Origin of the sequence: Flavobacterium sp. (genome assembly GCF_049590715.1) — a bacterium.
Lineage (GTDB): Bacteria > Bacteroidota > Bacteroidia > Flavobacteriales > Flavobacteriaceae > Flavobacterium.
This window is the reverse complement of sequence record NZ_JBAWDL010000197.1, coordinates 1-23,059: the sequence shown is the minus strand read 5'-3', so window position 1 is coordinate 23,059 and position 23,059 is coordinate 1. Positions and strand designations below refer to the sequence as shown.

The following is a 23,059-nucleotide window of genomic DNA, read 5'->3' as shown; positions in this document are numbered from 1 at the left end:
CTTTGTGCGAATGAAAGTGTACAGATGAAAAATGTTAAAATGAATAATTTAAGTTTCATAGTTTTATTAATTTTTTGCAAAGTAACGGGGCGTTTGTAAAGCTGAAGTTAACGGGTTGTTATGATTATGTTTGTGGAGTATTAAGAAAAGGTTATGATATTAAATTAGCGTAAACCACTCTTTTTAGCGATTATTTTATTCTTATATTTACAATCGCAATTGTAATCATTAGTCCTAAAAAGTACTATTTTTCTAATGATTTAACCTTATTTTGCTATTATATGAAAAACAAGAACACAAAGATTTTATTAGTAGATGATGAGCCGGATATCTTGGAGATCGTAGGTTATAATCTGGCTAAAGAAGGGTATCAAATTATTACGGCATCAAATGGTAAAGAAGCAATAACTAAAGCTAAAAAAGAAATTCCAGATTTAATTATAATGGATGTGATGATGCCTGAGATGGATGGTATGGAAGCCTGTGAAAATATTCGAAAAATTCCAGAATTAACCAATATAATTATTACCTTTTTGACAGCGAGAAGTGAAGATTATTCTCAGGTTGCTGGGTTTGATGTTGGAGCTGATGATTATATTACTAAACCTATCAAGCCTAAATTATTGGTAAGTAAAGTAAAAGCATTATTGCGTAGAGTGAGTGAATCAGAACAAGATAGCGAAACACTAAATGTTGGGGGTATCGAGATTAATCGTGAAGAATATAAAATCGTTATGAATGGTTTTGAAATCGCTCTACCAAGAAAAGAATTTGAATTGTTTTATTTATTAGCTTCTAAGCCTGGTAAAGTTTTTAAAAGAGACGAAATTTTAGATAAAGTTTGGGGTAATGAAGTCGTGGTAGGTGGACGAACAATTGATGTTCATATTCGAAAACTTCGTGAAAAAATAGGTGAAGAGCTTTTTAAAACAATTAAAGGTGTAGGGTATAAATTTGAAGTTTAGCTAAAATGCTTACTTTTATCAATAAAAAGGAATAGATTTATTCCTTTTTTTTAGTTTAAATCAGTTTGTAAAACATGAAAATTAGTTTTAAAAAAACATATAAATTTGCTATAAAATCGTCATTTTACATCAGTTTGTTTTCTACGGCTTTTGTTATTTTGTTGGTAACTATAATGTATAAACCTTCAGTGTCAAAGATATTTTCGTTTGGTGCTATTTTTAGTCTTATTCTTTTTGTGTTTTCTTTTTTAGTCATTCAATATCGTGTTGAACGGTTTATATATAGAAGAGTTAAAAAGATCTATGATGATGTTTCGTTGTTAGAAGCAAGTACTTTAATTAATCAGCCAATTACTACGGATATGGAAACGCTGTCTAGAGAAATCAAGAAATTTGCAACCGATAAAAAACTTGAAATCGAATTGCTTCAAGTTCGAGAAGAATATCGGAGAGAGTTTCTAGGAAATGTTTCCCATGAATTAAAAACACCATTATTTACCGTTCAAGGGTATGTTTCCACTTTGTTAGACGGAGCCATGGAAGACCCTTTAATTCGTAAAAAATATTTAAAACGTGCTGAGAAAGGTGTAGAACGATTGATCTATATCATAGAAGATCTAGATATGATTACTAAATTAGAAGTAGGTGATTTGAATTTAGAATATTCAGAGTTTGATATTTACGAATTAATTCAAAACGTTTTTGATCTTTTAGAAATAAAGGCAGATATAAAAAATATCACTTTAGCATTTGAAAATCGTCCTGCATTGCCAAACGTTGTTAAAGGCGATAAAGATAGGATTCAGCAAGTAATTGAAAATCTTATTGTAAATTCCATTAAGTATGGAAAGGAAAATGGAACAACTGAGGTTTCGGTGGTGAATTTGACAAAGAAAAAAGTATTAGTACGTATTAGTGATGATGGTGGCGGAATTGAAAAACATCATTTACCTCGATTGTTTGAGCGTTTTTATAGAGTGAATAAAAGTGGTTCTAGAGAAGAGGGTGGTTCAGGATTAGGATTAGCAATTGTGAAACATATTGTTGAAGCACATAAAGAAAAAATTTACGTAGAAAGTGAATTTGGAATTGGATCTGAATTTTCTTTTACCCTTGAAAAGGTATTTAAAAAGAAAGAAAACAAGTTGTAAATATTTTTCTTAAAAATAAATAGGCAATCTAGTTTAATTACTAGGTTGCTTTTTTTTTAAAGTATGATCAACTTCTTTTAGGTCTCTTTTGATTTTGAATCTGAGTTTTGTTCAAGGACTCAAAGTTACATTTTGTTTTACTTATGTTAACATTAGCTTAATATATAAAGCTTTTGTTAATGTTACTTTTGCGCCAAAATAACAAAACAATAACAAAAAATTAAAATGAAAAATTTTTTATTTATATATTTATTTTTATTTGTAATTTCTGTAAGTGCTCAGGAGAATCAAAAGACTCAAATTAAGAACGAAGTAGTCCGTATCTTAGATTCGATCAATAAGATTAATAAGGTAAAAGAAGTTGAGAAAGTTAAAATGGTCAAAACTCCTTGGTATAGTAATTTATCTTTAGGTGGATATGTTCAAGTAAGATATAACGGGTTGTTCTCTACAAATGACAAAGTTTCTTGTGATCAATGTGATAAATCTTGGGGGACAACATCTACAGCATTAGATGCAGAGTCTAATAATGGTTTTTTTCTTAGAAGAGCTCGAATCAAATTTGCAGGACAGATACATCCCAATGTGTATGTTTATATACAACCTGATTTTGCTAGTTCACCTTCAACAGGAACAAATAATTTTGCTCAGCTTAGAGATGTATATGCTGATATTTCATTTGACAAGAAAAGAGAATTTAGAGTTCGTTTGGGTCAAAGTAAAGTTCCGTATGGTTTTGAAAACATGCAATCAAGTCAGAATCGGTTAACTTTAGATCGTAATGATGGTTTGAATAGTGCTGTAGCAAATGAAAGAGATTTAGGGGCATTTTTTTATTGGGCACCAAGCACAATTAGAGATCGTTTTGAAATGCTTATAAAAGAAGGATATAAAGGATCTGGAGATTATGGAGTATTTGCTTTCGGAGCTTATAATGGTCAAACAGCTAGCAAATCTGAAGCTAATAGAAATTTACATGTTGTAACTAGATTGACCTATCCTTTTGTTGTTGGAAACCAAGTAATTGAGCCTGGAATTCAAGCTTATACAGGTAAATGGGCATTTACTAATGAATTATCAACTGGGGTAACAACTCTTAATAAAGAAAATACTTTAGACCAAAGAGTAGGTGCTACTTTTGTTTTGTATCCAAAACCTTTCGGTATTCAAACTGAATATAACTTTGGGAGAGGGCCTCGTTATGATAAGGTAACTAATACAGTTGAAGTTTCCGATTTAGAAGGTGGGTATATAACTTTAAACTACAAATTTGATTTACCTAAAAATCGCTTATTATATCCTTTTGCAAAATTTCAATATTATGATGGAGGAAAGAAGTTTGAAAAAGACTCCAGAAGCTATATAGTAAGAGATTATGAATTAGGATTAGAATGGCAACCTTTCAAGGCTTTCGAATTAGTTGCAGAATGGGTTATTTCAGATAGAACATTCGAAGATAGTGCACGTCCAAATAATAGACAACAAGGAAGTCTGTTGAGGTTACAAGCTCAGTTTAATTTCTAAAGAAGTGAGTGTTATTTATTATAAAAAGCTACTTAAGTCGTACTGATTTAAGTAGTTTTTTTATTTTATAATTACTTTTTTCGCAAGTAGTTAAGGTCTTTTTTTTTGTTATTTATAAAAAAAGACTACGAAAATAGTAGTTATAATCTACTTTTTTTGAATAGTTTTTAAGGGTTATAACTTGTAGCCACTGATAATCAGTTGTTTTTTAAAACCTGCTTACCATTTGTTCTCTTTATCGTAACGTTAACTTAATATTGCCTGGTTTTATTAACATTAGTTTTGCAACGTAATAACATAAGAATAACTAATTGTTAAAATGAAAAATTTTTTATTGAGTATTTCGCTATTGTTTTCTTTAATAACAGTGGCACAAGAAGTAAAGCAAAAGTCATCAAATAAAGCTCTTATAGAAGGGTATTACACATCAGGAAAAAAACTGGGTTTTACAGCTTCTGATAGTATTTTCCAAATGAACATTGGGTTTAGAGTGCAAAGCAGAATAGGATACGGTCAGGCTGAGGGAAAGGCAGGAGTTGCCGAAGGTGAAATTAGAAGGATGAGGTTAAAGCTAGATGGATTTGTTGTAAGTCCAAAGTTTGGTTATAAAGTCGAACTTGGATTTTCAGCTAGAGATATTGGTACTGTTGTAGTAGGTAATAGTGGTGATGTTATTTTGGACGGAGTATTCTTTTATCATCCAAATTCTAATTTGACATTTGCTTTTGGTCAAACAAAATTACCAGGAAACAACCAACGTGTTATTTCTTCAGGTTCATTAGAACTTACAGATCGTAGTATTAATAACTCGAAGTTTAATATTGATCGGGATTTTGGGCTTTTTGTTGAGTATGCTAAAGAGAGAAAAAATAAATTTTATTATGGACTTAAAGGAGCTATTTCTAAAGGTGAAGGTCGTAATTGGGTGAAAACATCTGATGATGGAATTGCTTTGACTGGAAAATTAGAATTGTTTCCATTTGGAGCATTTACTAAGAATGGTTCAACTTTTGAAGGGGATTTGATGAGAGAAAAATCTCCAAAGTTACTGTTGTCTGGAGCCTTTAATCAAAACAATAATGCGTTACGATCTCAAGGAGAGTTAGGAAGTCTACTTTATGAATCTAGAACTTTGAAATCTGTTTTTGTTGATGCTATGTTTAAATACAATGGATGGTCAGCAACGGGAGCTTATATGTCGAGAGCTACTCATGATCCCGTTACTATTGATGCAGTAGATATTACTAAAACTCAAGCGGTTTTTGTGGGATATGGTTATGACGCTCAGTTGAGTTATGTTTTTCCATCAGAATATCAGATTATTGGGCGTTTTTCTACCCAAAAAGTCCATGATGATATCAAAACGAAGAGTCCTAACATAGATGAATTTACAGTTGGAGTGTCTAAGTATTTGTATGGACATAAAATGAAATTGCAAACCGAATTGACATATGATAATATTGAAAAATTTGGATCTAATGTAACGAATAATTGGTATGCTCGTTTTCAAGTTGAAATTGGATTATAACTATTTGCAAGCGTTGTGTTAAAGTATAAAGATTGAATAATATTAACTTAACACAGGGTTAATATTGAGCACCTAATTTTGTGGAAAATTAAAACAAAAATTAAAAAATGAATAAATTTAAATTATTTTTAATCTTACCATTGATTGGTATGTTAAGTTGTGGTAAAGCAAAAACAGAAAATAAAACAGAAGGAAATACTGAAGCTCAAGTTTCTGTCACTATCAAAGGAAGTGATACCGTTTTGCCATTAGCGCAAAAAGAAGCTGAAGAATTGATGAAAAATGATGCTAATATAAGTGTTACTGTTGTAGGTGGTGGTTCAGGTGTTGGGTTAACTGCTTTGATTGATGGAACTACTGATATTGCAATGGCTTCAAGAGATTTGAAAACCGATGAGAAATTAAAATTTGTTGAAACTAAAACTGAAATTGAGAAAGTAATTATTGCTTTTGATGCATTAGCAGTTATCGTAAATCCAGCAAACAAAGTATCTCAATTAACTCGTGAACAATTAGAGAAAATCTACATTGGTGAAATCAAAAACTGGAAAGAAGTTGGTGGTGCTGATGAGAAAATTGTAGCATATTCAAGAGAGTCTTCATCTGGAACGTATGAGTTTTTTAAAGAAGAAGTGATGGATAAGAAAAATTATGCTACAGATGTTTTGAGTTTACCTGCAACGGGTGCTATTGTTCAAGCAGTAGGGCAAACAAAAGGAGCAATTGGTTATGTAGGTTTAGCTTATGAAACTAAAGAAGTAAAACAATTAGCGGTTTCTTATGATCAAGGTAAGAAATTCATTGCTCCATCTGTAGCAAGTGCAAAAGATAAAACCTATCCAATTTCAAGACCATTGTTTTATATGTATAATAAAACGAATACTGCTAAAGTAAAATCGATTATTGATTATGCTTTGTCTGAAGCTGGTCAAAAAAATGTTTCTGAAATAGGATATGTTCCGCTGAACTAATAAATAAGGTTAATTATTATATGTAATAAGGCTATCCATTTTGGATAGCTTTTTTTTATTGTATTTGAATGTAATGATTTTAGGAAACCTATAATCAAAAGTAATGCTATCACTTTCAATATTAAAAACTTTTAAAAATTTGTCAAATCTAGCCGGTAAGCAAGGATTAAGTATCACCCTATACATCAATATTAATAAAGGTACATGTTTAAAAAACACTTAACACTAGCTTAACACAAGGTTAATAGTGTATGAACATTAGGGAAGTGTGTCTAGTGTAATTTTGTCAAAAATTAAATTTACTGACTTGAAAACAAATTTAAAGCAGATCAAAGAAAAAATTATTGAATCAATTTTAATGTTGAGTAGTGTAACTACTAGTATTACAGTAATATTGATTGTCTTTTTTTTATTTATTGAAGGAGCTGGCGTTTTTAGTAGAAAACCCATTGATGATGGTTTTTTATTAGCAGTAGAAGCGACTAATCCAGTAAAAAAATTGTCACCCGCTCAAGTCAAAGATGTTTATGATCAAAAAATAACAAACTGGAAAGAATTGGGTGGAGAAGATAGAACGATTGTCCTATTTAGAACTTCGGATATTTCAGATTATTATACGGATGAAGAACTAGGAGAAAACTTTGAAAATTTTCCTCAAAAAATCAATGAACTGATTGCTAAAACACCAGGTATTATTGCTTTTTTCTCTGAAACATATAAGGCTAAAGATTTTGTAGGTAAGGAGTTGGACATTGATAAAATCACTATTTCTGAATTTCTTTCAGGTGAAGAGTGGTTTCCTACGGCTCAGCCTATTGCTCAAATGGGAGTTAAGCCATTAATTTATGGGACACTTTGGGTAAGCTTTGGTGCTATTTTAATTGCCTTACCTATTGGATTGGCAGCTGCCATTTTTTTAAGTGAAATTGCTAAGAAACGAACCCGTAACTTGTTAAAACCTTTAATAGAATTACTAGCGGGTATTCCGTCAGTAGTGTATGGTTTTTTTGGTTTGGTTATTATTGTTCCTTTAATTCAGAGTACGTTTAATTTACCCGTTGGCGAAACGGCATTGGCTGGAAGTGTTGTTTTGGCTATTATGGCTTTACCAACGATTATTACTATTTCAGAGGATGCCATGCGCAATACACCAAGAGCAATGAAGGAAGCTAGTTTAGCATTGGGAGCAAGTCATTGGCAAACCATCTATAAAGTAGTAATTCCTCATTCGGCTTCAGGGATTACAGCGGGAGCAATTCTGGGTATTGGACGTGCGATTGGGGAAACCATGGCCGTATTGATGGTGACTGGTAATGCTGCTGTTATACCACATTCCTTTTTAGCACCTGTACGAACTATTCCTGCTACCATTGCTGCCGAATTAGGTGAAGCGCCTAATGGAGGTTTACATTATGAAGCCTTGTTTGCGCTAGGATGTATTTTGTTTATTATCACTTTTGGGATTAATATGTTGGTAGAATTAGTGAGCAACAGAAAATCGCATAAAAAACATTAATATGGAAACTAAAAATAACTTAGTTAAAGTAAAAAGAAGAAATCAGAATATTGCTTTTGGCATTTTCACGGTCATCAGTTATAGTATTGTGGTTCTTTTATTTGTGATTTTAGCTTTTATAATTATAAAAGGAATTGGAGTTATTAGTTGGGAATTTATTTCGGCTATGCCTAAAGATGGAATGACAGGGGGCGGAATTTTTCCTGCCATTATAGGAACCTTATGCTTGGTTGCTGTTAGTATGGTTTTTGCATTTCCTGTGGGCGTTTTAGCCGCTTTATATATGAATGAATATGTGAAAAATGGCTGGCCTAAAAAAATAATCAAACAAATGACTAACAATTTAGCGGGAGTTCCCTCTATTGTTTTTGGACTTTTTGGAATGTCATTATTTGTGAATAAACTAGGTTTTGGTGATTCGATTTTAGCTGGGGGATTGACGCTAGGTTTATTGGTTTTACCAGTTGTTATTCGAACTACCGAAGAATCGTTAAAAGCCGTTGATGATACTTTTAGACAAGCCAGTTTAGGATTAGGAGCAAGCAAATGGCAAACGACCCGAAATGTGGTTTTTCCTATTGCATTTCCTAATATTATTACAGGTTTGATTTTGTCAATAGGACGTGTTTCTGGAGAGACAGCGCCAATTTTATTTACGGTGGCCGCTTATTTTTTACCTAAATTGCCAACGTCTATATTTGATCAAGCAATGGCATTGCCGTATCATTTATATGTAATTTCGACTAGTGGAACAAATATTGAGGCTTCTAGAGCCATGGCTTATGGTACCGCACTTATTTTGATTATAATTGTATTAATTTCCAATTTATTAGCGAATAGACTTCGTAAGTATTATGGAAAAAAAGTAAAAATGAATTAATATGCATAAAATAGTATCACAAAACGTAAATTTTTATTACGGAGAAACACAAGCTTTACACGATATTTCCTTGGCGATGAAAGAAAATACCGTGACTGCTTTAATAGGTCCTTCGGGCTGTGGGAAATCAACGTATTTACGTTTGTTGAATCGAATGAATGATTTGATCGATAATACCCAAATGTCGGGTACGATTACTATTGATGGTAATGATATTTATGATAAACATACTAACGTTGATGATTTAAGAAAAAATGTAGGAATGGTTTTTCAAAAACCAAACCCTTTTCCAAAATCGATATATGAAAATGTTGCCTATGGTCTAAGAGTAAACGGAATTAATGATAAAAAAATCATTGAAGAACGCGTTATTACTTCCATTAAACAAGTGGCACTCTGGGAAGAAGTAAAGGATAAATTACATAAATCAGCGTTTGAGCTTTCGGGAGGTCAACAACAACGTTTGTGTATTGCTAGAGCATTGGCTATTCAGCCGTCAGTATTATTAATGGATGAACCTACATCTGCTTTGGATCCTATTTCGACTTCAAAAGTAGAAGAGCTTATTTATGAATTAAAAAAACAATACACCATCGTTATTGTTACACACAATATGCAACAGGCGGGTCGTGTGAGTGATAATACGGCATTTTTCTATATGGGAGAGCTGATTGAATATGATAAAACAAAAACCATATTTACAAAACCATCAAAAAAACAAACAGAAGATTATATAACAGGAAGATTTGGTTAATCGAAAGTCAAAATTGAGCATAAAAAATAACCACTAATTCGCAGATTTATTATTTTAGGGGTCTTTATAAATTTGCGCTAATGCCGCTTAAAGTGGTGTAAAGACAATCAATATCATAATTGAAATTTGCAAATTAGCGGTAAAAATACTTTTTCGTTGTTCTTGAATTAGTCGCGGATTAAATTATTACCTTTCATTTTTTAAATAAAATACAATGGCATCACATCTAGAATTAGAAATAGATAAACTTAAAAGTGTAATCGTAAAAATAGGAGAGCTGGCGGAAGGTCAGGTTAAAGAAGCGGTTAAGGCTTTGCTATATGAACCTTTTTCGGAAGTTAAAGAAGTAAAAAAAACCGAAAATAAAATAGATAAATTAGATGTTAAAATTGACGATATCTGTCAAGGAATTTTTGCATTACAGCAACCTGTAGCTTCTGATTTGAGATTTATTATATCATCAATGCAAATCAGTAACGAAATTGAGCGCATTGGTGATTTAGCAATGAGTATCATCAAACAATCTAAAAGTATAAAGGAGAAACATGAATTAGTTTCTCAGTTTAATATTGCAGATGTTGCCAAAGATATTGAGGTGATTACAACTAAGATGAATCAATGCTTTGCGTCTTTAGATGCGACCATTATTGAAGAAATTTTTGTCTTAAATAATGATGTTAAAAGTAAAAGTACTGAGGCGATTGAGAATATTATTGTTGAAATGAAAAACAATTCTAAAAAAGTGATTTCAGGGACACACTTAGTAATTGCTTTAAAGCATATAGAAAGAATTGCAGATCATAACTCCAATATTGCGGAATCAATTTATTTTATGATTAATGCAAAAACAATAAAACACGAAAAGTTTACAGACAAAAAATAGTTTGACAAATAGTTTTTAAGAATCTGATATTGAAATCAATGTGATTTTAATATCAGTTTTTTTTATTCAAAAATTCTCAATAATTGTTCCCAGTTGGTCGTCTTTTCTGAGTTTTTAAATCCTTTGTAAGAAGATAATTTTTCAAGATTTTCAATTTTGAAATCTTCTTGGTTCTCGAATGGAGCAATATTCTCTTCATTTAATTTTGAAGCCAAATATTCTTGTTCATATTGACCAGGAGTAGGGATGAAAAAAGCTTTTTTTTCTAATTTTTCGACATCCATTATAGAAGTATATCCTGAACGACATAAAATGGTTTCGCTTTCGTTTATTGCTTTTTCAAGTTGTTTCGTATTCATAAAATTATAGAAAGTAACAGTGCCATTTTGTTCTGTTTTTTGCTCCTTTTCAATAATGCCGTGAATGTAAAGAACCTTCCCATCGTATCTTTTTATTTCTTTTTGCAATAATGTATCAAGTATGCCTCGTTGTGGTTCTGGACCTGAAAGAATAATCATTAAGTCATATTGCTTTGGAATTTCTTTTTTATGAAATCGACTAATAGGGCCGATGTATTTTAGATTTAATTTTTTATTTTGGCTATGGCTTAGTTTACCTGCTATATTAATCTCGTTAAAATGGTCTGGTACCCAGCATTCTTTGAATTTTTTTATAAATAATTGATGTACAAATGAAGCGAGCCAAGTTGTTTTCCCTGATAAAACAGTTACTTGATGGGTAAGGTAAACAGAAGGTACTTTTGTTGAATAGCAACCCAAGCGGTTGTCTGAAATAATTCCTTCTATATCATATTGATGAATCCATTTAGCAATCACCTTGTGCTCTTTTAAAATCGCTTTTGCGATTTTTGGTATGCTAAAAAGTAATTTCCATTGGAAATTTTTTCCTTTTTTTGGGTATTCTATTTTGTATGAAGGTAATTCTAAAATTTTTATATATGGAAATTCTTTTTTAAGCAAACATAAGGCTTCTCCATCTGATGCGATAATGGGAATGTAATTGTGGTTTTGTAATATTTTGACAATAGGAATACAGCGTGTAGCGTGACCTAAACCCCAGTTTAATGGGGTAATCAGAATTGTTTTGCTATTGGTTTCCATTTCCATATTAATATAACTTTTTTGAAAGATACTAATTGTATCATTTCAAATGGCTTAGCGTTCTTTATTAAATTATTATCTAATTAAAAAAGTGTTACTCTTAAATAATTGCAAAATTATGAATTGTAACAGATATTTTTTTTGGGTTAAATTATTAAAATGAGCTCTTTAGGTATTTTTAATATATGAAAAAGTGTATTTAAACAATAAAATTGTGCTTTAATCGAGTTTGTATATGTTTTACAAAATGACTGCCTATTTTTGCATTTGGAATTTTTTTCTTAAACCTACTATGTTTTTCAGGATTTTAATTAGAAATAAATAATGATGTTTTTGATTTCTCAAATGTAACGTGAAAGTTTTCATTAAAATAGTGTCGTTACTTTTAGATATATTGTTGTATTAAGAGGTAGTGGATACAAAAACATTTATAAAAACACGTATTTTTAAACCAAAAGGTAGTAATAAAGATAGAGTTGCTGAAGTAAACCAAACAATTACGATTATTTTGAAATTATCAATACAGGTAATATCCCTTTTATAATATTTCATTAGCATATTTAATATCTAGATTGATGTTGTTTGGGATCATGATGCGCCTATAAGTAATAAATGAAATTAACAACACATATTATAGTATAGGGTACCAAATTACTCGAAATGATATAGTTGCATTAAGTCTTTTTAGCCAAGCTTCAGTAAAAGGATTTGATGCAACTAGAAAATTTGTTTCAGATATTTCTATTAATATTGTAGATTTGTGGATAATTGGAAGTGTTGTATAATGTGGTATTGTCCCTTATAATGTTGTTTCTCCAAATGGAGAGAGTGATAATGATGTTTTTTATATAAGTGGATTAGATTAATAGGTTAATTGTTCTATTGAAATTTATAACCGCTGCGGTGTATTTGTTTTTGAACGTGTTAGTTAGACAAATTAGATGGAAGGGTTTCTGTGAAGTTAGATTTAATCTTAGTCTGTTTAATGAATAACAAATGAGACGTATTTTTTATGTGTTCAGATACAAGTATAGTGAATCAAACATATATGAAAAAGCAGCTTACTTATTTTTTAAATAGATAGTGAAAGCCTCAAATAATATTTTAGATACATGAAAAAAAAATTATCAATACTTTTAATGCTCTTCATGAGTATTAGTTATGCGCAGCAAGACGCACAGTTTACTCAATACATGTATAATACAATGGCTATCAATCCTGCCTATGCGGGACTGAGAGAAAAGATGAGCATTTTTGCCTTACATCGTACACAGTGGGTTGGTTTAGACGGGGCACCTACTACTAATAATGTATCGTTACATACTCCAATCCAGGGAGGAAATATGGGGATTGGTTTATCTATATTAAATGATAAAATTGGTCCCTCTGATGAAACCGATATAGGTGTGAATTTCTCATACAATGTCCAAACGTCTGAGAACTATAAAATATCTTTTGGATTAAAAGCATCGGCGAACTTGTTGAATATAGATTTCAATAAGTTGACTTATTTGACTCCAGACAAAAATTTTGAGTCAAATGTTGATAATAAGTTTTCACCAAATATAGGTGCAGGGGTTTATTTTTATTCTGATAAAACATATATTGGTTTGTCTGTTCCAAATTTCATTGAAACCAAACATTTTGATAGATATGCAGGAAATGGTTCTGTAAGTTATATTGCTAGAGAACGTTTGCATTATTTTTTCACGGCAGGACATGTTTTTGATCTTAATGATGAAATTAAATTCAAACCATCGTTGTTGACTAAAATGACTCAAGGTGCGCCATTGCAGGTAGACGTTTCGGCTAATTTCATGTTCAATGATAAGTTTGTTGTAGGAACTGCTTATAGATGGAGCGCAGCAGTAAGTGCAATGGTAGGTTTCCAATTTTCTGATTCTTGGTTTATTGGTTATAGTTATGATTTTGAAACGAATCGTTTAGCTCATTTTAATAGAGGTTCGCATGAAATCTTTTTGCGCTATGAGTTGTTTAATAGATATGACCGAATAGTATCTCCAAGATTCTTTTAATAAAAACATGAAAATGAAAAATTTTATATATAGTACTTGTTTATTACTTGTTGTTATTCAAGGATATGCACAAAAAGCTAGTGTGGCTGCTGCCGATAAAAAATATGAACGGTTTGCATATGTTGATGCCATTGCAACTTATGAACGTATTGCTTTAAAGGGATATAAGGATGAGAAAATGTTCCAAAAGCTGGGGAATGCCTATTATTTTAATGCTGAATTAGGAAAAGCTGAAAAATGGTATACGGAGTTATTCAATATGAATAAAGACCAGAGTGGAGAATATTGTTACCGTTACGCTCAGAGTTTAAAGTCAATTGGCGATTATAAAAAAGCAGATAAAATATTAGAACTTTATTTTAAAAAAGCTGGAAATGATCAAAGAGCAAAATTGTTTGCTAATGAAAAAGATTATCTTGAAGATATAAAAGGAAATTCTGGACGCTTTACGATTGAAGACGCTGGAGTTAATTCTGAATTTTCAGATTATGGGAGTATATTATTTGGAGATAAATTAGTTTTTGCCTCTTCAAGAGAAGTAGTTGGCGTTTCCAAAAAAGTATTTTCTTGGACCAATCAAGCATTTACCAATCTTTTTAGTGCACAAGTAAATCTAGATGGGAAAATAGAAGAGCCAATACTGTTCTCTAAGGAAATTAATTCAAAATTTCATGAGTCAACACCTGTGTTTACTAAGGATGGAAAAACAATGTATTTTACCCGAAATAATTATATTGATGGTAAAAAAGGGAAAGATGATGAGCGTATAACGTTATTGAAAATTTATAAAGCTACTCTTGAAGGCAATGAGTGGAAGAATGTAATTGAATTGCCCTTTAATAGTGATAATTATAGTGTTGCTCATCCTGCTTTAAGTGTTGATAATAAAGAATTATATTTTGCGTCAAATATGCCTGGTACTTTAGGTCAGTCAGATTTGTTTAAAGTAAAAATAAATACAGATGGGACTTATTCAAATCCAGAGAATTTAGGAATTACTATAAATTCAGAAGGAAGAGAAACGTTTCCTTTTATTTCTGCTGATAATCAATTGTATTTTGCATCAGATGGTCGTCCAGGTTTAGGAGGTTTAGATGTGTATGTTTCTAAAATAGAAGAGGCGACAACTTTTGGGAAAGTACAAAATATTGGTGCACCTATTAATGGAACTCAAGATGATTTTGCTTTTTTTATAGATAGTAAAACGGGTACTGGTTTCTTTACGTCCAACAGAAGTGGCGGAAAAGGATATGATGATATTTATAAGTTTAACGAAATAAAATGCAACCAAGTATTGAGCGGAACGATTAGTGATTTAGATACTAATTTGGCAATCCCGAATGCTAAAGTAAGTTTGTATGACAAAAACAATGTATTGGTTACTGAAACAACTGCAGATGAATCTGGAAACTATCAATTTGATGTTGCCTGTGGAAAAGCCTATAATGTAAGAGCAGAGACTCAAAATTATCTAACAAATGAAGGATTTGTTGTTGTCCCAAAAGTAAACGGCGAAACAAAATTACCTATTGTATTAAGTAAAGAAGGTTGTCAATTGACAGTAGGTGTAGATCTTGCAAAATGTTTTGGAATTAAGATGATTTATTTCGATTTGGATAAGTCAAACATTCGAAAAGATGCTGCTTTAGATTTAGAAAAAATCTTAGATGTAATGCTTCAATATCCACAAATAAAAATTGATATCCGTTCGCATACAGATAGTAGACAAACATTCAAATACAATGAATCTTTATCTGATCGTAGAGCTCAATCAACTAAGGCATGGTTAATAAGCAATGGTATTGATGCAAGTCGATTAACTGCAAAAGGATATGGAGAAGCGCAATTGATTAATAAATGTGCGGATGGTGTTGAATGTACTGAAGAAGAACACCAACTAAACAGGCGTAGTGAATTTATTGTGGTAGCAATTAATTAAATACTTTAAGGCAATTGTAATCCTCAAAAGGAACATTGTTTTAGTAAGGTAAAATAGTTTATAAAATCCCTTTTCATGATTTGAAAAAGGGATTTTTTTTTGGATTTATAATTGAAACGAAAACGAATTTGTGAGCCCTGATTGAAGCGGCATCCTCTTGTATGGCGATAGCAAATACAAGAGATACAGCGGAAAGCAGGAGGATACGCTCATGAAAACTGACTGTCGTTCAGCTCCTAAAAAAACTAATTTAATATGAAATATCCTTTTTCGGCAGTGGCGTGAAAAGGTATTTTTTGTTTTTTACAACTTTGTTTCCAAGCTTTTTGGAGGGTTTTATAATTAGTAGCATCAGCAACTACGATTTTAGGCTGAGTGGTTTTGAGTATGCGGTCGAGATTAATTTTTGGCGATTGGGTTAAAACGAGAATGTCCGGATGGATGATGGTAAGATATACTCCAGTACTGTCTAGAACTAAGATTTTGTTTCCGTTGAAATAGTTGAGGTTGTTGATTTTGGTAGTAGTTTTTAGAGCACTAAAATTCCCAACGACGTATGCTTGTATAGTAGAACGACTTGCAGTGCTGTCTGGGGTATAAGCAATGATTTGTTTGCCACTTCGTTGGGTGAGTAAGCTGTTATAATTTTGGTTAAAAATAATCCATTCTTTTTCGTTTTGTATTTGCCATTGGGTTTTTATGTGTGTCAATTGTAAGCTTACAATTGCGATTAATACCCAAACGAGGCGATTGAATTTTGGTTTTTTGAACCAAAGTGTTATCGTTATGATACACAAATAAGTAGTTAGTAAAAGATAGAGGTTGAAAGGAATGTCTTGAAGGACAAACGATTTGAAAGAGGCAATCCAGTTGATAAATTGATTAAGCCCATAAATACTCCATTCAAATGGTTTGATGATAAAAGCGGGAGTGATTTGGAATGCCGCCAAGATCATGACTCCAATGCCGTAAAACATAATGATACTCAAACATGGAATAACAATAAGATTTGTAATAAAAAATAAGCTTGGAAACTGATGAAAATAATACAAGCTCAATGGCAATGTCCCAATTTGAGCCGCCACTGAAACGCTGAGGATTTCCCACGCACTTTTTAGGATTCGGTTTTCGGGATTCCAAAGGCTGATGATTAAAGGTTGGAGCCAAAGAATAAAAAATAATGCTATATAACTAAGCTGAAAACCAACGTCAAATAAAAAATAAGGTTGAAATAATAAGATTAAAAAAAGAGAAACGATAATAGTATGATAGATGTAGGTACTTCGCCTTAAATAATAACCTATAGCTATAAATGAAAACATGGTGACAGCTCGTACGACAGAAGGTGCTAAGCCAGCAATTAAGGCAAATAGTGCTAGTAGGCTTATAGTAAGAGTTAATTTTAACAAGGCGCCTTTTCGAGTATTAGGAATGGGTTTTAATATGAAATTCAAGAAAAGTAAAATGAACCCAATATGCAGTCCTGAAACTGATAAGATGTGTATTGCCCCAGCATATTGATAATCTTGCATAACATCGCTTGAAAGATCTTGTTTCTGACCTAGAATAAGCGCAACTGCAACATTCAATTCTTTGGAGCTGAAATCGGCTTGTTCCAAATTGTGAATTATAGTTGAGCGAAGTTTTGCTGTGTAATAATTAAGGTCTCTGTGGATAATTGGACTCTCAAAATGGTTTCTGGTATTTAGATATAGTTGCCCATAGATTTGTTTGTTTTCTAAATATTTTCCGTAGTCAAATTGATTGGGATTGAAGGGAAGCTTGTTTTGGATTAACCTCTCTTTGATGAGCAATTGTGCTCCTGTTTCAAATTTTTTATTTGCGATTTCTTTAGGACAGTTCAGTAGAATTTTTCCAGTCACAATACTGTCATTGATGGTTGAAACAGTGGCAATATAGCGGTCGTTCTTAGTGGTGCTTTTGATTTTTTCTTGAATAGTAACTTCAAGTAAGTTTTCGGTTTCAAAATAAGCGAGATGATGAGAGTAGTGTTTTTCTTGATTGGATTCATTGTGTGTGATTAAGGTAATAGAACCAATAGAAAAGAATAGGAGAAAAGTGGCTAGCCCGAAAAAAATTCCTTTTTTTAGGCTGTTTTTTTGAAGAAAATAACTGATACTGAACAAAGAAAAACAAATAAGAATCATCTCAAAACCCACTCTAATTCCAAGTTTGGAATAGTAAGCGAATAGGATTCCAAGGACAAATCCAATCACAACTCGGGTTAAAGGAAATTGTAGTACTTTCATTATTCTAAAGTACTAATTTTCTGAATATAAACTTACTAGTTAATCTTTTTTTTAACCAGAATAAGCTTTGGTTTTGTCAAATTCTTTTAAAATATACTAATATGCCAAATCTGCGAGAAAAATTGGCATGAATATTTAGCAGATACTCGCAGTTGAGTTTATAAAAGTAATTTGTGAAATTTTCGTTTTGTTTATTCTAAAATTCTATTGAGTTGGGTGAAACTATTTTGATAATAGGATTCCTTTGTTGATGAAATAATAACGCCTCTTGAAGTAGAGGAGTGAATAAATTTAATTTCGTTATTATCTGTTTCGGTAATGATACCAACATGATTGATGCGAGAACTATTATTAGTTTTAAAGAAAATTAAATCTCCTTTTTGTGCTTTGGAAGTGTTTTTGCCCAAGTCAACTCCAGTTTTGGCTTGGTTATAAGAAGTTCTTGGAAGTTTGATGTCAAATTGTGCAAAGGTGGTGTATACTAATCCAGAACAATCAAAACCTGCTTTGGTTGTTCCTGCCATTTTATACCGTATGCCAATATTTTCTATGGCTGCATCTGTGATTTGATCGGCTAGTGTGCTGTTTCTTTTTGTTGCTACTTTAGAAGTCGACTTACAAGAAGTGAATAAAACGATACAAAAGAGAATGGGAATAATTTTTTTCAAAAGAGCATTTTTAAGATTTAATCAGAAAGAGTACTAAGGATACAAAGATTTATTTATGACTTGAATCCGCCAAGTAATTTGTGTTAATCTGTAAAATCTATGTTTAATTTTTTTTTAATTCTGTTACAATCAGAGAAGCTGTTTTTTCACTAGCACCCACGCCGCCTAATTTTTGTTCTAGTAAGTCGTATTTTTCAAGTAAATTCTTGCGATACTCAGGTTGTAGTATTTTAGCTAGTTCTTTTTTGATGTTGGCTGTGTTTAAATCGTCTTGAATTAACTCGGTTACCACTTCTTCGTCCATAATTAGGTTGACAAGTGAGATGTATTTTAGGGTAACGATGCGTTTTGCAATTTGGTATGAAGCCCAGCTTCCTTTATAGCATACTACTTCAGGAACTTTGAATAAAGCGGTTTCGAGCGTGGCTGTTCCAGAGGTAACTAAAGCAGCTGTTGCATTTTGTAACAATCCGTAGGTTTTATTCGAAATGAATTTGATGTTTTTCTTAGATATAAATTGTTCATAAAACGAATATTCTTGACTAGGAGCCCCTGCAATGACGAACTGATAAGCAGGGAAATCATCGACAATACTTAACATTACTGAAAGCATTTTGGTGATTTCTTGTTTGCGACTTCCAGGTAATAAAGCGATAATGGGTTTTTCTGATAGCTTGTTCTCAGTTTTAAAAGTAGCTGCGTCAACTTTTGGACGTTGCGCAATGGCGTCAATTAATGGGTGGCCCACATAGGTTACTTCATAATTGTACTTTTCGTAAAAAGGTTTTACAAAAGGCAATACGACATACATATGGTCAATGGTTGCTTTAATAGCTTCGACTCTTCCTGCTCTAGATGCCCAAACTTGTGGGCTGATGTAATAAAAGGTTTTGAATCCAGCTGGTTTAGCCCATTTTGCAATTCGGAGATTGAATCCAGAGTTGTCAATAAAAATCAAAGCATCGGGTTGGTAACGGGCGATGTCTTCCTTGCAACTTTTGATGAAACCAAGAATTTTAGAAAGGTTTTTAATAATCTCAGCAAATCCCATATAGGCTCTGTCTTTGTAATGTGAAACAAGTTCGCCACCTGCATTTTGCATTAAATCACCGCCCCAACAACGGATGCGTGCTTCTTTGTCTTTTTTGAGGATTTCCTTGATTAAATTAGAACCGTGTAAATCGCCTGATGCTTCTCCAGCTATGATGTAATATTTCATTCGTTAAGAGTATGAAAAGGTTGAGTTGTTAACCAAATCCCAAAAACTATATTAGCTGATTTTGGAATCAAATATATGATTGTTATAAAAATAGAGTTAGAATAGTTAAGAGGATAACCGAAAGGATTACGCCTTTAGCCATCAAGTCTTTTTTCTTTTTATATAATATTGCAAAAATAATCATATTCAATATAGAACCCAGACAAATGACTTGACCTAAATGTTCTTGTTGTTGTAATATTTTAATTCCATTAATAAAATCCCATGGTGTGTACATGGTTATAAAAGCAAACATCCCGATTGCTGTTGTAAGTAGGCCAATAATGATGCCTATAAATAAGTCTAATTTATTCATTCCAATTCCAAGTGTTCAGTTGTTGTGTTGCGTGATGTGCAGTCAAATCAAATTGCACGGGTACGACTGATATATATCCGTTTTCAAGTGCCCATTCATCCGTATCCTCGCCCTTATCTTCGTTTACAAAATCACCCGTAAGCCAATAATATTCTTTGCCAAAAGGAGAGGTTCTTTTATCGAATTTTTCAACCCACATTGCTTTGGCCTGACGGCATACTTTGATTCCTTTAATTTCGTCTCTTTTTAATTTGGGTAAGTTAACATTCAAAACCACATCTTTAGGAAGTTTTTTTTCTAAAACTTCGAGCGTAATTTTCTTTATAAATGGTTTTATTTCTTCAAAATTTGCATCCCAGTTATAATCCAAAAGTGAAAATCCTATTGCAGGAATACCTTCAATCCCAGCTTCGACAGCGGCACTCATCGTTCCAGAATAAATGACATTTATGGATGAATTTGAGCCATGATTGATTCCAGACACGCAAAGATCTGGTTTCCTTTTTAGAATTTCATTCACGCCTAATTTTACACAGTCTACAGGGGTTCCAGAACAACTATATTCAAGGATTTCAGCACCTTCTTTTGAAATTTTATTGAGATACAAAGTGTTATTAATTGTTATAGCGTGTCCCATAGCGCTTTGGGGTTTGTCAGGAGCGACCACTACGACTTCACCTATTTCTGACATGACTAGAATTAAGGTTCTGATTCCTGGCGCGGTTAGCCCGTCATCATTGGTAACTAATATAAGTGGTTTTTTTGTGTTCATATTTGAGGTTTTTTTCTCTATATTTGGGTTTAATAAACTGATAAATATACTTATTCATTACAAATAAACAAAGGAAACGAATTTTATTGATTTCGGTATTTTCAAAGAGAAATAAAAAAACATTTTTATATCTTTAACAAAAAATTATGTAAGCTTTACTGGTGATGGCATAGTTTTTACTTTAACTTAGTTTAAAAAATTTGAATGAATGCTATAATTAACTTTATGAAAAGACATTATAAAATACTTCTTACAATTATTGTGCTTTCAATAGCCTTGTTTGCATTTAATATTAAATCTAAAAGCGAATCTGATCCTGAAAAGGATAAGTTGCTTTTGGAACTATTAACATTTGTTATAGAAAAAGGACACTATAGCCCTGCTAATATTGATGATAACTTCTCAAAAGGGGTTTATAAAGAGTATATACAAGCTTTGGATCCATCCAAACGCTTCTTTCTGCAATCAGATATAAATGATTTCTCTAAGTATGAAACGCTAATTGATGATCAAATTTTAAATAAAGATTTGACCTTTTTTACGTTGACATACACTCGTTTGATGGAAAGAATGGAGGAGAGTAAAAAATTATATCAAGCTATTTTATCGACACCATTTGATTATACAATTGATGAGAATTTTAATACCGATTATGAAAAAGCTCCCTATGCTAAAAATGAAAAAGAGCTTAAAGAAAGATGGCGTAAGCAAATCAAATTATCTGCTCTTTCATCATTGACTGATAGATTGAAAATACAAGAAAACAGAGCCAAAGGTATTATTGAAGATGTAAAATCTTCAGATGAAGAAGAGGATGCTTTGATGGAAAATGAAGAGCCATCGTTAGTTAAAAAGAAAGTTGTTAAAGATGATGAAAAACCAAAGACTTTTGAGGAATTAGAAAAAGAAACTAGAGTAAATGCTAAAAAATCATTGGATGAGTATTTTGGTTTTATGAAAGATTTGAACCAAAATGATTGGTTTTCGGTTTATATTAATTCTATTACTTCCCGTTTTGATCCACATACTAATTATTTTGCTCCAGAGGAAAAAGTGCGTTTTGATGTTAGTATGAGCGGAAAATTAGAAGGTATTGGTGCTCGTTTACAAAAGAAAAATGATTTCACAGAGATTTCAGAATTGATATCAGGTGGGCCGGCATGGAGAGGAAAAAAATTAGAATCAGGTGATCTTATTATGAAAGTTGGACAGGGCGTTTCTGAGCCAGTTGATGTCGTAGGTATGCGTCTAGATGATGTAGTTAAGAAAATAAAAGGACCTAAAGGTACTGAAGTTAGATTAACAGTAAAAAAAGTTGATGGAACAATAAAGGTTATTCCAATCATTAGAGATGTAGTAGAAATTGAGGAAACCTACGTTAAATCAAGTGTTGTTAATAAGAATGGTTTAAATTATGGGGTTATTTATTTACCTAAATTTTATATCGATTTTGAAAATAAAAATGGTAGAGATGCAGGAAAAGATATTGCGCTTGAAGTAGAGAGATTAAAAAAAGTGGGTATTGACGGAATTGTATTAGATGTGCGTGATGATGGAGGTGGATCTTTATCAACAGTTGTAGATATTGCAGGTTTATTTATTGATGAAGGACCCATTGTACAAATCAAATCCGCAGGAAGAAAAAAAGAAGTTTTATACGATAGAGATAAAAAAATTGAATGGGACGGGCCATTAGTAATTATGGTTAATAGCTTTTCAGCTTCGGCTTCTGAGATTTTGGCAGCAGCAATACAAGATTATAAAAGAGGAGTTATCATTGGTAGTAAACAAACATATGGTAAAGGAACTGTCCAAAACGTAATTGATTTGAATCAGTTTGTACGTAAAAGTTCTGTGGGAGATTTAGGAGCTCTTAAAACAACAACTCAAAAATTTTATAGAATCAATGGTGGTTCAACTCAATTAGAGGGTGTAAGCAGTGATGTGGTAATGCCAGACAGGTATGCATATCTAAAAATGGGAGAGCGCGATGTTGAAAATGCTATGCCATGGGATAAAATTGATGCAGCTGAATATACTGTGTGGACTAAAAATGCTAATTTTAATAAGGCTATTTCAAATAGTAAAAGCCGAATTGCCTCCAGTGAAAATTTCAAATTGATTGATGAAAATGCAAAATGGATTGATAGTAGAACAGGCGAGAATACGTATAGCTTAAATATTGATAAATTCAAATTAGCACAAAAAGCAATTGAAGAGAAAGCTAAAAAATATAAGCCAATTTCTCAGTATAAAAATCACTTACAGTTTACCTCACTGCCATATGAAGTTGATGAAACTAGTAAAGATGTTGTCTTGAAAGAAAAAAGAGAAAGATGGCATGAAGCTTTATCAAAAGACATTTATGTTGAAGAAGCATTGAATGTACTAGATGATTTACAATCAAAACCAATTTCGAAACAACACGAGACTTCAAAAAAAGATAAATTAGTGAAATCATAATATTTCTGAATGAATAATAGAACCGAATCAATATTCGCTAAAAC

The 23,059-nt window shown here is 32.0% G+C and carries 18 protein-coding genes; 12 read left to right on the top strand and 6 right to left on the bottom strand.

Annotation, left to right across the window (positions count from 1 at the left end; translation table 11 throughout):
- The first annotated feature begins 281 nt into the window (after nt 1–281).
- The 9 genes from WBQ70_RS08900 to phoU all read left to right on the top strand — a co-directional run bounded on the left by WBQ70_RS08900 (nt 282) and on the right by phoU (nt 10,172).
- Complete coding sequence (locus tag WBQ70_RS08900; RefSeq protein WP_423913082.1) at nt 282–965, top strand: response regulator transcription factor; 684 nt, start codon at nt 282–284, stop codon at nt 963–965.
- A gap of 74 nt (nt 966–1,039) precedes the next feature.
- A complete protein-coding gene (locus WBQ70_RS08895) occupies nt 1,040–2,116 on the top strand; it encodes a sensor histidine kinase (RefSeq protein ID WP_423913079.1) in 1,077 nt (358 codons plus the stop codon).
- Nucleotides 2,117–2,341: 225 nt separating this feature from the next.
- Nucleotides 2,342–3,640: a porin gene (locus tag WBQ70_RS08890; protein ID WP_423913077.1), complete on the top strand. Its 1,299-nt coding sequence runs from the start codon at nt 2,342–2,344 to the stop codon at nt 3,638–3,640.
- A 319-nt stretch (nt 3,641–3,959) separates the two neighbouring features.
- Nucleotides 3,960–5,168 (top strand): porin, encoded by a 1,209-nt coding sequence (locus WBQ70_RS08885; RefSeq protein ID WP_423913074.1) that lies wholly within the window; start codon nt 3,960–3,962, stop codon nt 5,166–5,168.
- A gap of 107 nt (nt 5,169–5,275) precedes the next feature.
- Nucleotides 5,276–6,139 carry a phosphate ABC transporter substrate-binding protein gene (locus WBQ70_RS08880; protein ID WP_423913072.1) on the top strand — a complete coding sequence of 288 codons (864 nt, stop codon included), beginning with the start codon at nt 5,276–5,278 and terminating at the stop codon, nt 6,137–6,139.
- Nucleotides 6,140–6,446: 307 nt separating this feature from the next.
- Nucleotides 6,447–7,655 carry a phosphate ABC transporter permease subunit PstC gene (gene pstC, locus WBQ70_RS08875; protein ID WP_423913069.1) on the top strand — a complete coding sequence of 403 codons (1,209 nt, stop codon included), beginning with the start codon at nt 6,447–6,449 and terminating at the stop codon, nt 7,653–7,655.
- Nucleotide 7,656: 1 nt separating this feature from the next.
- Nucleotides 7,657–8,535 carry a phosphate ABC transporter permease PstA gene (gene pstA / locus WBQ70_RS08870; protein ID WP_423913066.1) on the top strand — a complete coding sequence of 293 codons (879 nt, stop codon included), beginning with the start codon at nt 7,657–7,659 and terminating at the stop codon, nt 8,533–8,535.
- Between the two features lies 1 nt (nt 8,536).
- Nucleotides 8,537–9,289, top strand: a complete 753-nt coding sequence (gene pstB, locus WBQ70_RS08865; RefSeq protein ID WP_423913063.1) for a phosphate ABC transporter ATP-binding protein PstB — start codon at nt 8,537–8,539, stop codon at nt 9,287–9,289.
- A gap of 214 nt (nt 9,290–9,503) precedes the next feature.
- A complete protein-coding gene (phoU, locus tag WBQ70_RS08860) occupies nt 9,504–10,172 on the top strand; it encodes a phosphate signaling complex protein PhoU (protein WP_423913060.1) in 669 nt (222 codons plus the stop codon).
- A gap of 62 nt (nt 10,173–10,234) precedes the next feature.
- Here phoU and WBQ70_RS08855 read toward each other — a convergent pair whose 3' ends face one another.
- Nucleotides 10,235–11,299, bottom strand: a complete 1,065-nt coding sequence (locus tag WBQ70_RS08855; protein ID WP_423913058.1) for a glycosyltransferase — start codon at nt 11,297–11,299, stop codon at nt 10,235–10,237.
- 1,106 nt (nt 11,300–12,405) lie between these two features.
- Here WBQ70_RS08855 and WBQ70_RS08850 point away from each other — a divergent pair.
- Nucleotides 12,406–13,329, top strand: a complete 924-nt coding sequence (locus tag WBQ70_RS08850; protein WP_423913055.1) for a PorP/SprF family type IX secretion system membrane protein — start codon at nt 12,406–12,408, stop codon at nt 13,327–13,329.
- Between the two features lie 7 nt (nt 13,330–13,336).
- On the top strand, nt 13,337–15,268 hold the full coding sequence (locus WBQ70_RS08845; protein ID WP_423913053.1) for an OmpA family protein: 1,932 nt from the start codon (nt 13,337–13,339) through the stop codon (nt 15,266–15,268).
- 245 nt (nt 15,269–15,513) lie between these two features.
- Here WBQ70_RS08845 and WBQ70_RS08840 read toward each other — a convergent pair whose 3' ends face one another.
- The 5 genes from WBQ70_RS08840 to surE all read right to left on the bottom strand — a co-directional run bounded on the left by WBQ70_RS08840 (nt 15,514) and on the right by surE (nt 20,552).
- The gene (locus tag WBQ70_RS08840; RefSeq protein ID WP_423913051.1) at nt 15,514–17,538 is read right to left on the bottom strand and encodes a ComEC/Rec2 family competence protein; all 2,025 of its coding nucleotides are present in this window, start codon (nt 17,536–17,538) and stop codon (nt 15,514–15,516) included.
- A 191-nt stretch (nt 17,539–17,729) separates the two neighbouring features.
- Nucleotides 17,730–18,206 carry a C40 family peptidase gene (locus WBQ70_RS08835; protein ID WP_423913048.1) on the bottom strand — a complete coding sequence of 159 codons (477 nt, stop codon included), beginning with the start codon at nt 18,204–18,206 and terminating at the stop codon, nt 17,730–17,732.
- A 103-nt stretch (nt 18,207–18,309) separates the two neighbouring features.
- Nucleotides 18,310–19,425, bottom strand: a complete 1,116-nt coding sequence (gene lpxB / locus WBQ70_RS08830; protein ID WP_423913045.1) for a lipid-A-disaccharide synthase — start codon at nt 19,423–19,425, stop codon at nt 18,310–18,312.
- A gap of 82 nt (nt 19,426–19,507) precedes the next feature.
- On the bottom strand, nt 19,508–19,780 hold the full coding sequence (locus tag WBQ70_RS08825) for a hypothetical protein (RefSeq protein WP_423913043.1): 273 nt from the start codon (nt 19,778–19,780) through the stop codon (nt 19,508–19,510).
- Nucleotides 19,773–20,552, bottom strand: a complete 780-nt coding sequence (surE, locus tag WBQ70_RS08820) for a 5'/3'-nucleotidase SurE (protein WP_423913040.1) — start codon at nt 20,550–20,552, stop codon at nt 19,773–19,775. Before surE ends, WBQ70_RS08825 begins: the two co-directional genes overlap by 8 nt.
- Before the next feature lie 204 nt (nt 20,553–20,756).
- Between surE and WBQ70_RS08815 the strand changes: the two genes are divergently transcribed.
- On the top strand, nt 20,757–23,015 hold the full coding sequence (locus WBQ70_RS08815; protein ID WP_423913038.1) for a carboxy terminal-processing peptidase: 2,259 nt from the start codon (nt 20,757–20,759) through the stop codon (nt 23,013–23,015).
- Nucleotides 23,016–23,059 lie beyond the last annotated feature (44 nt).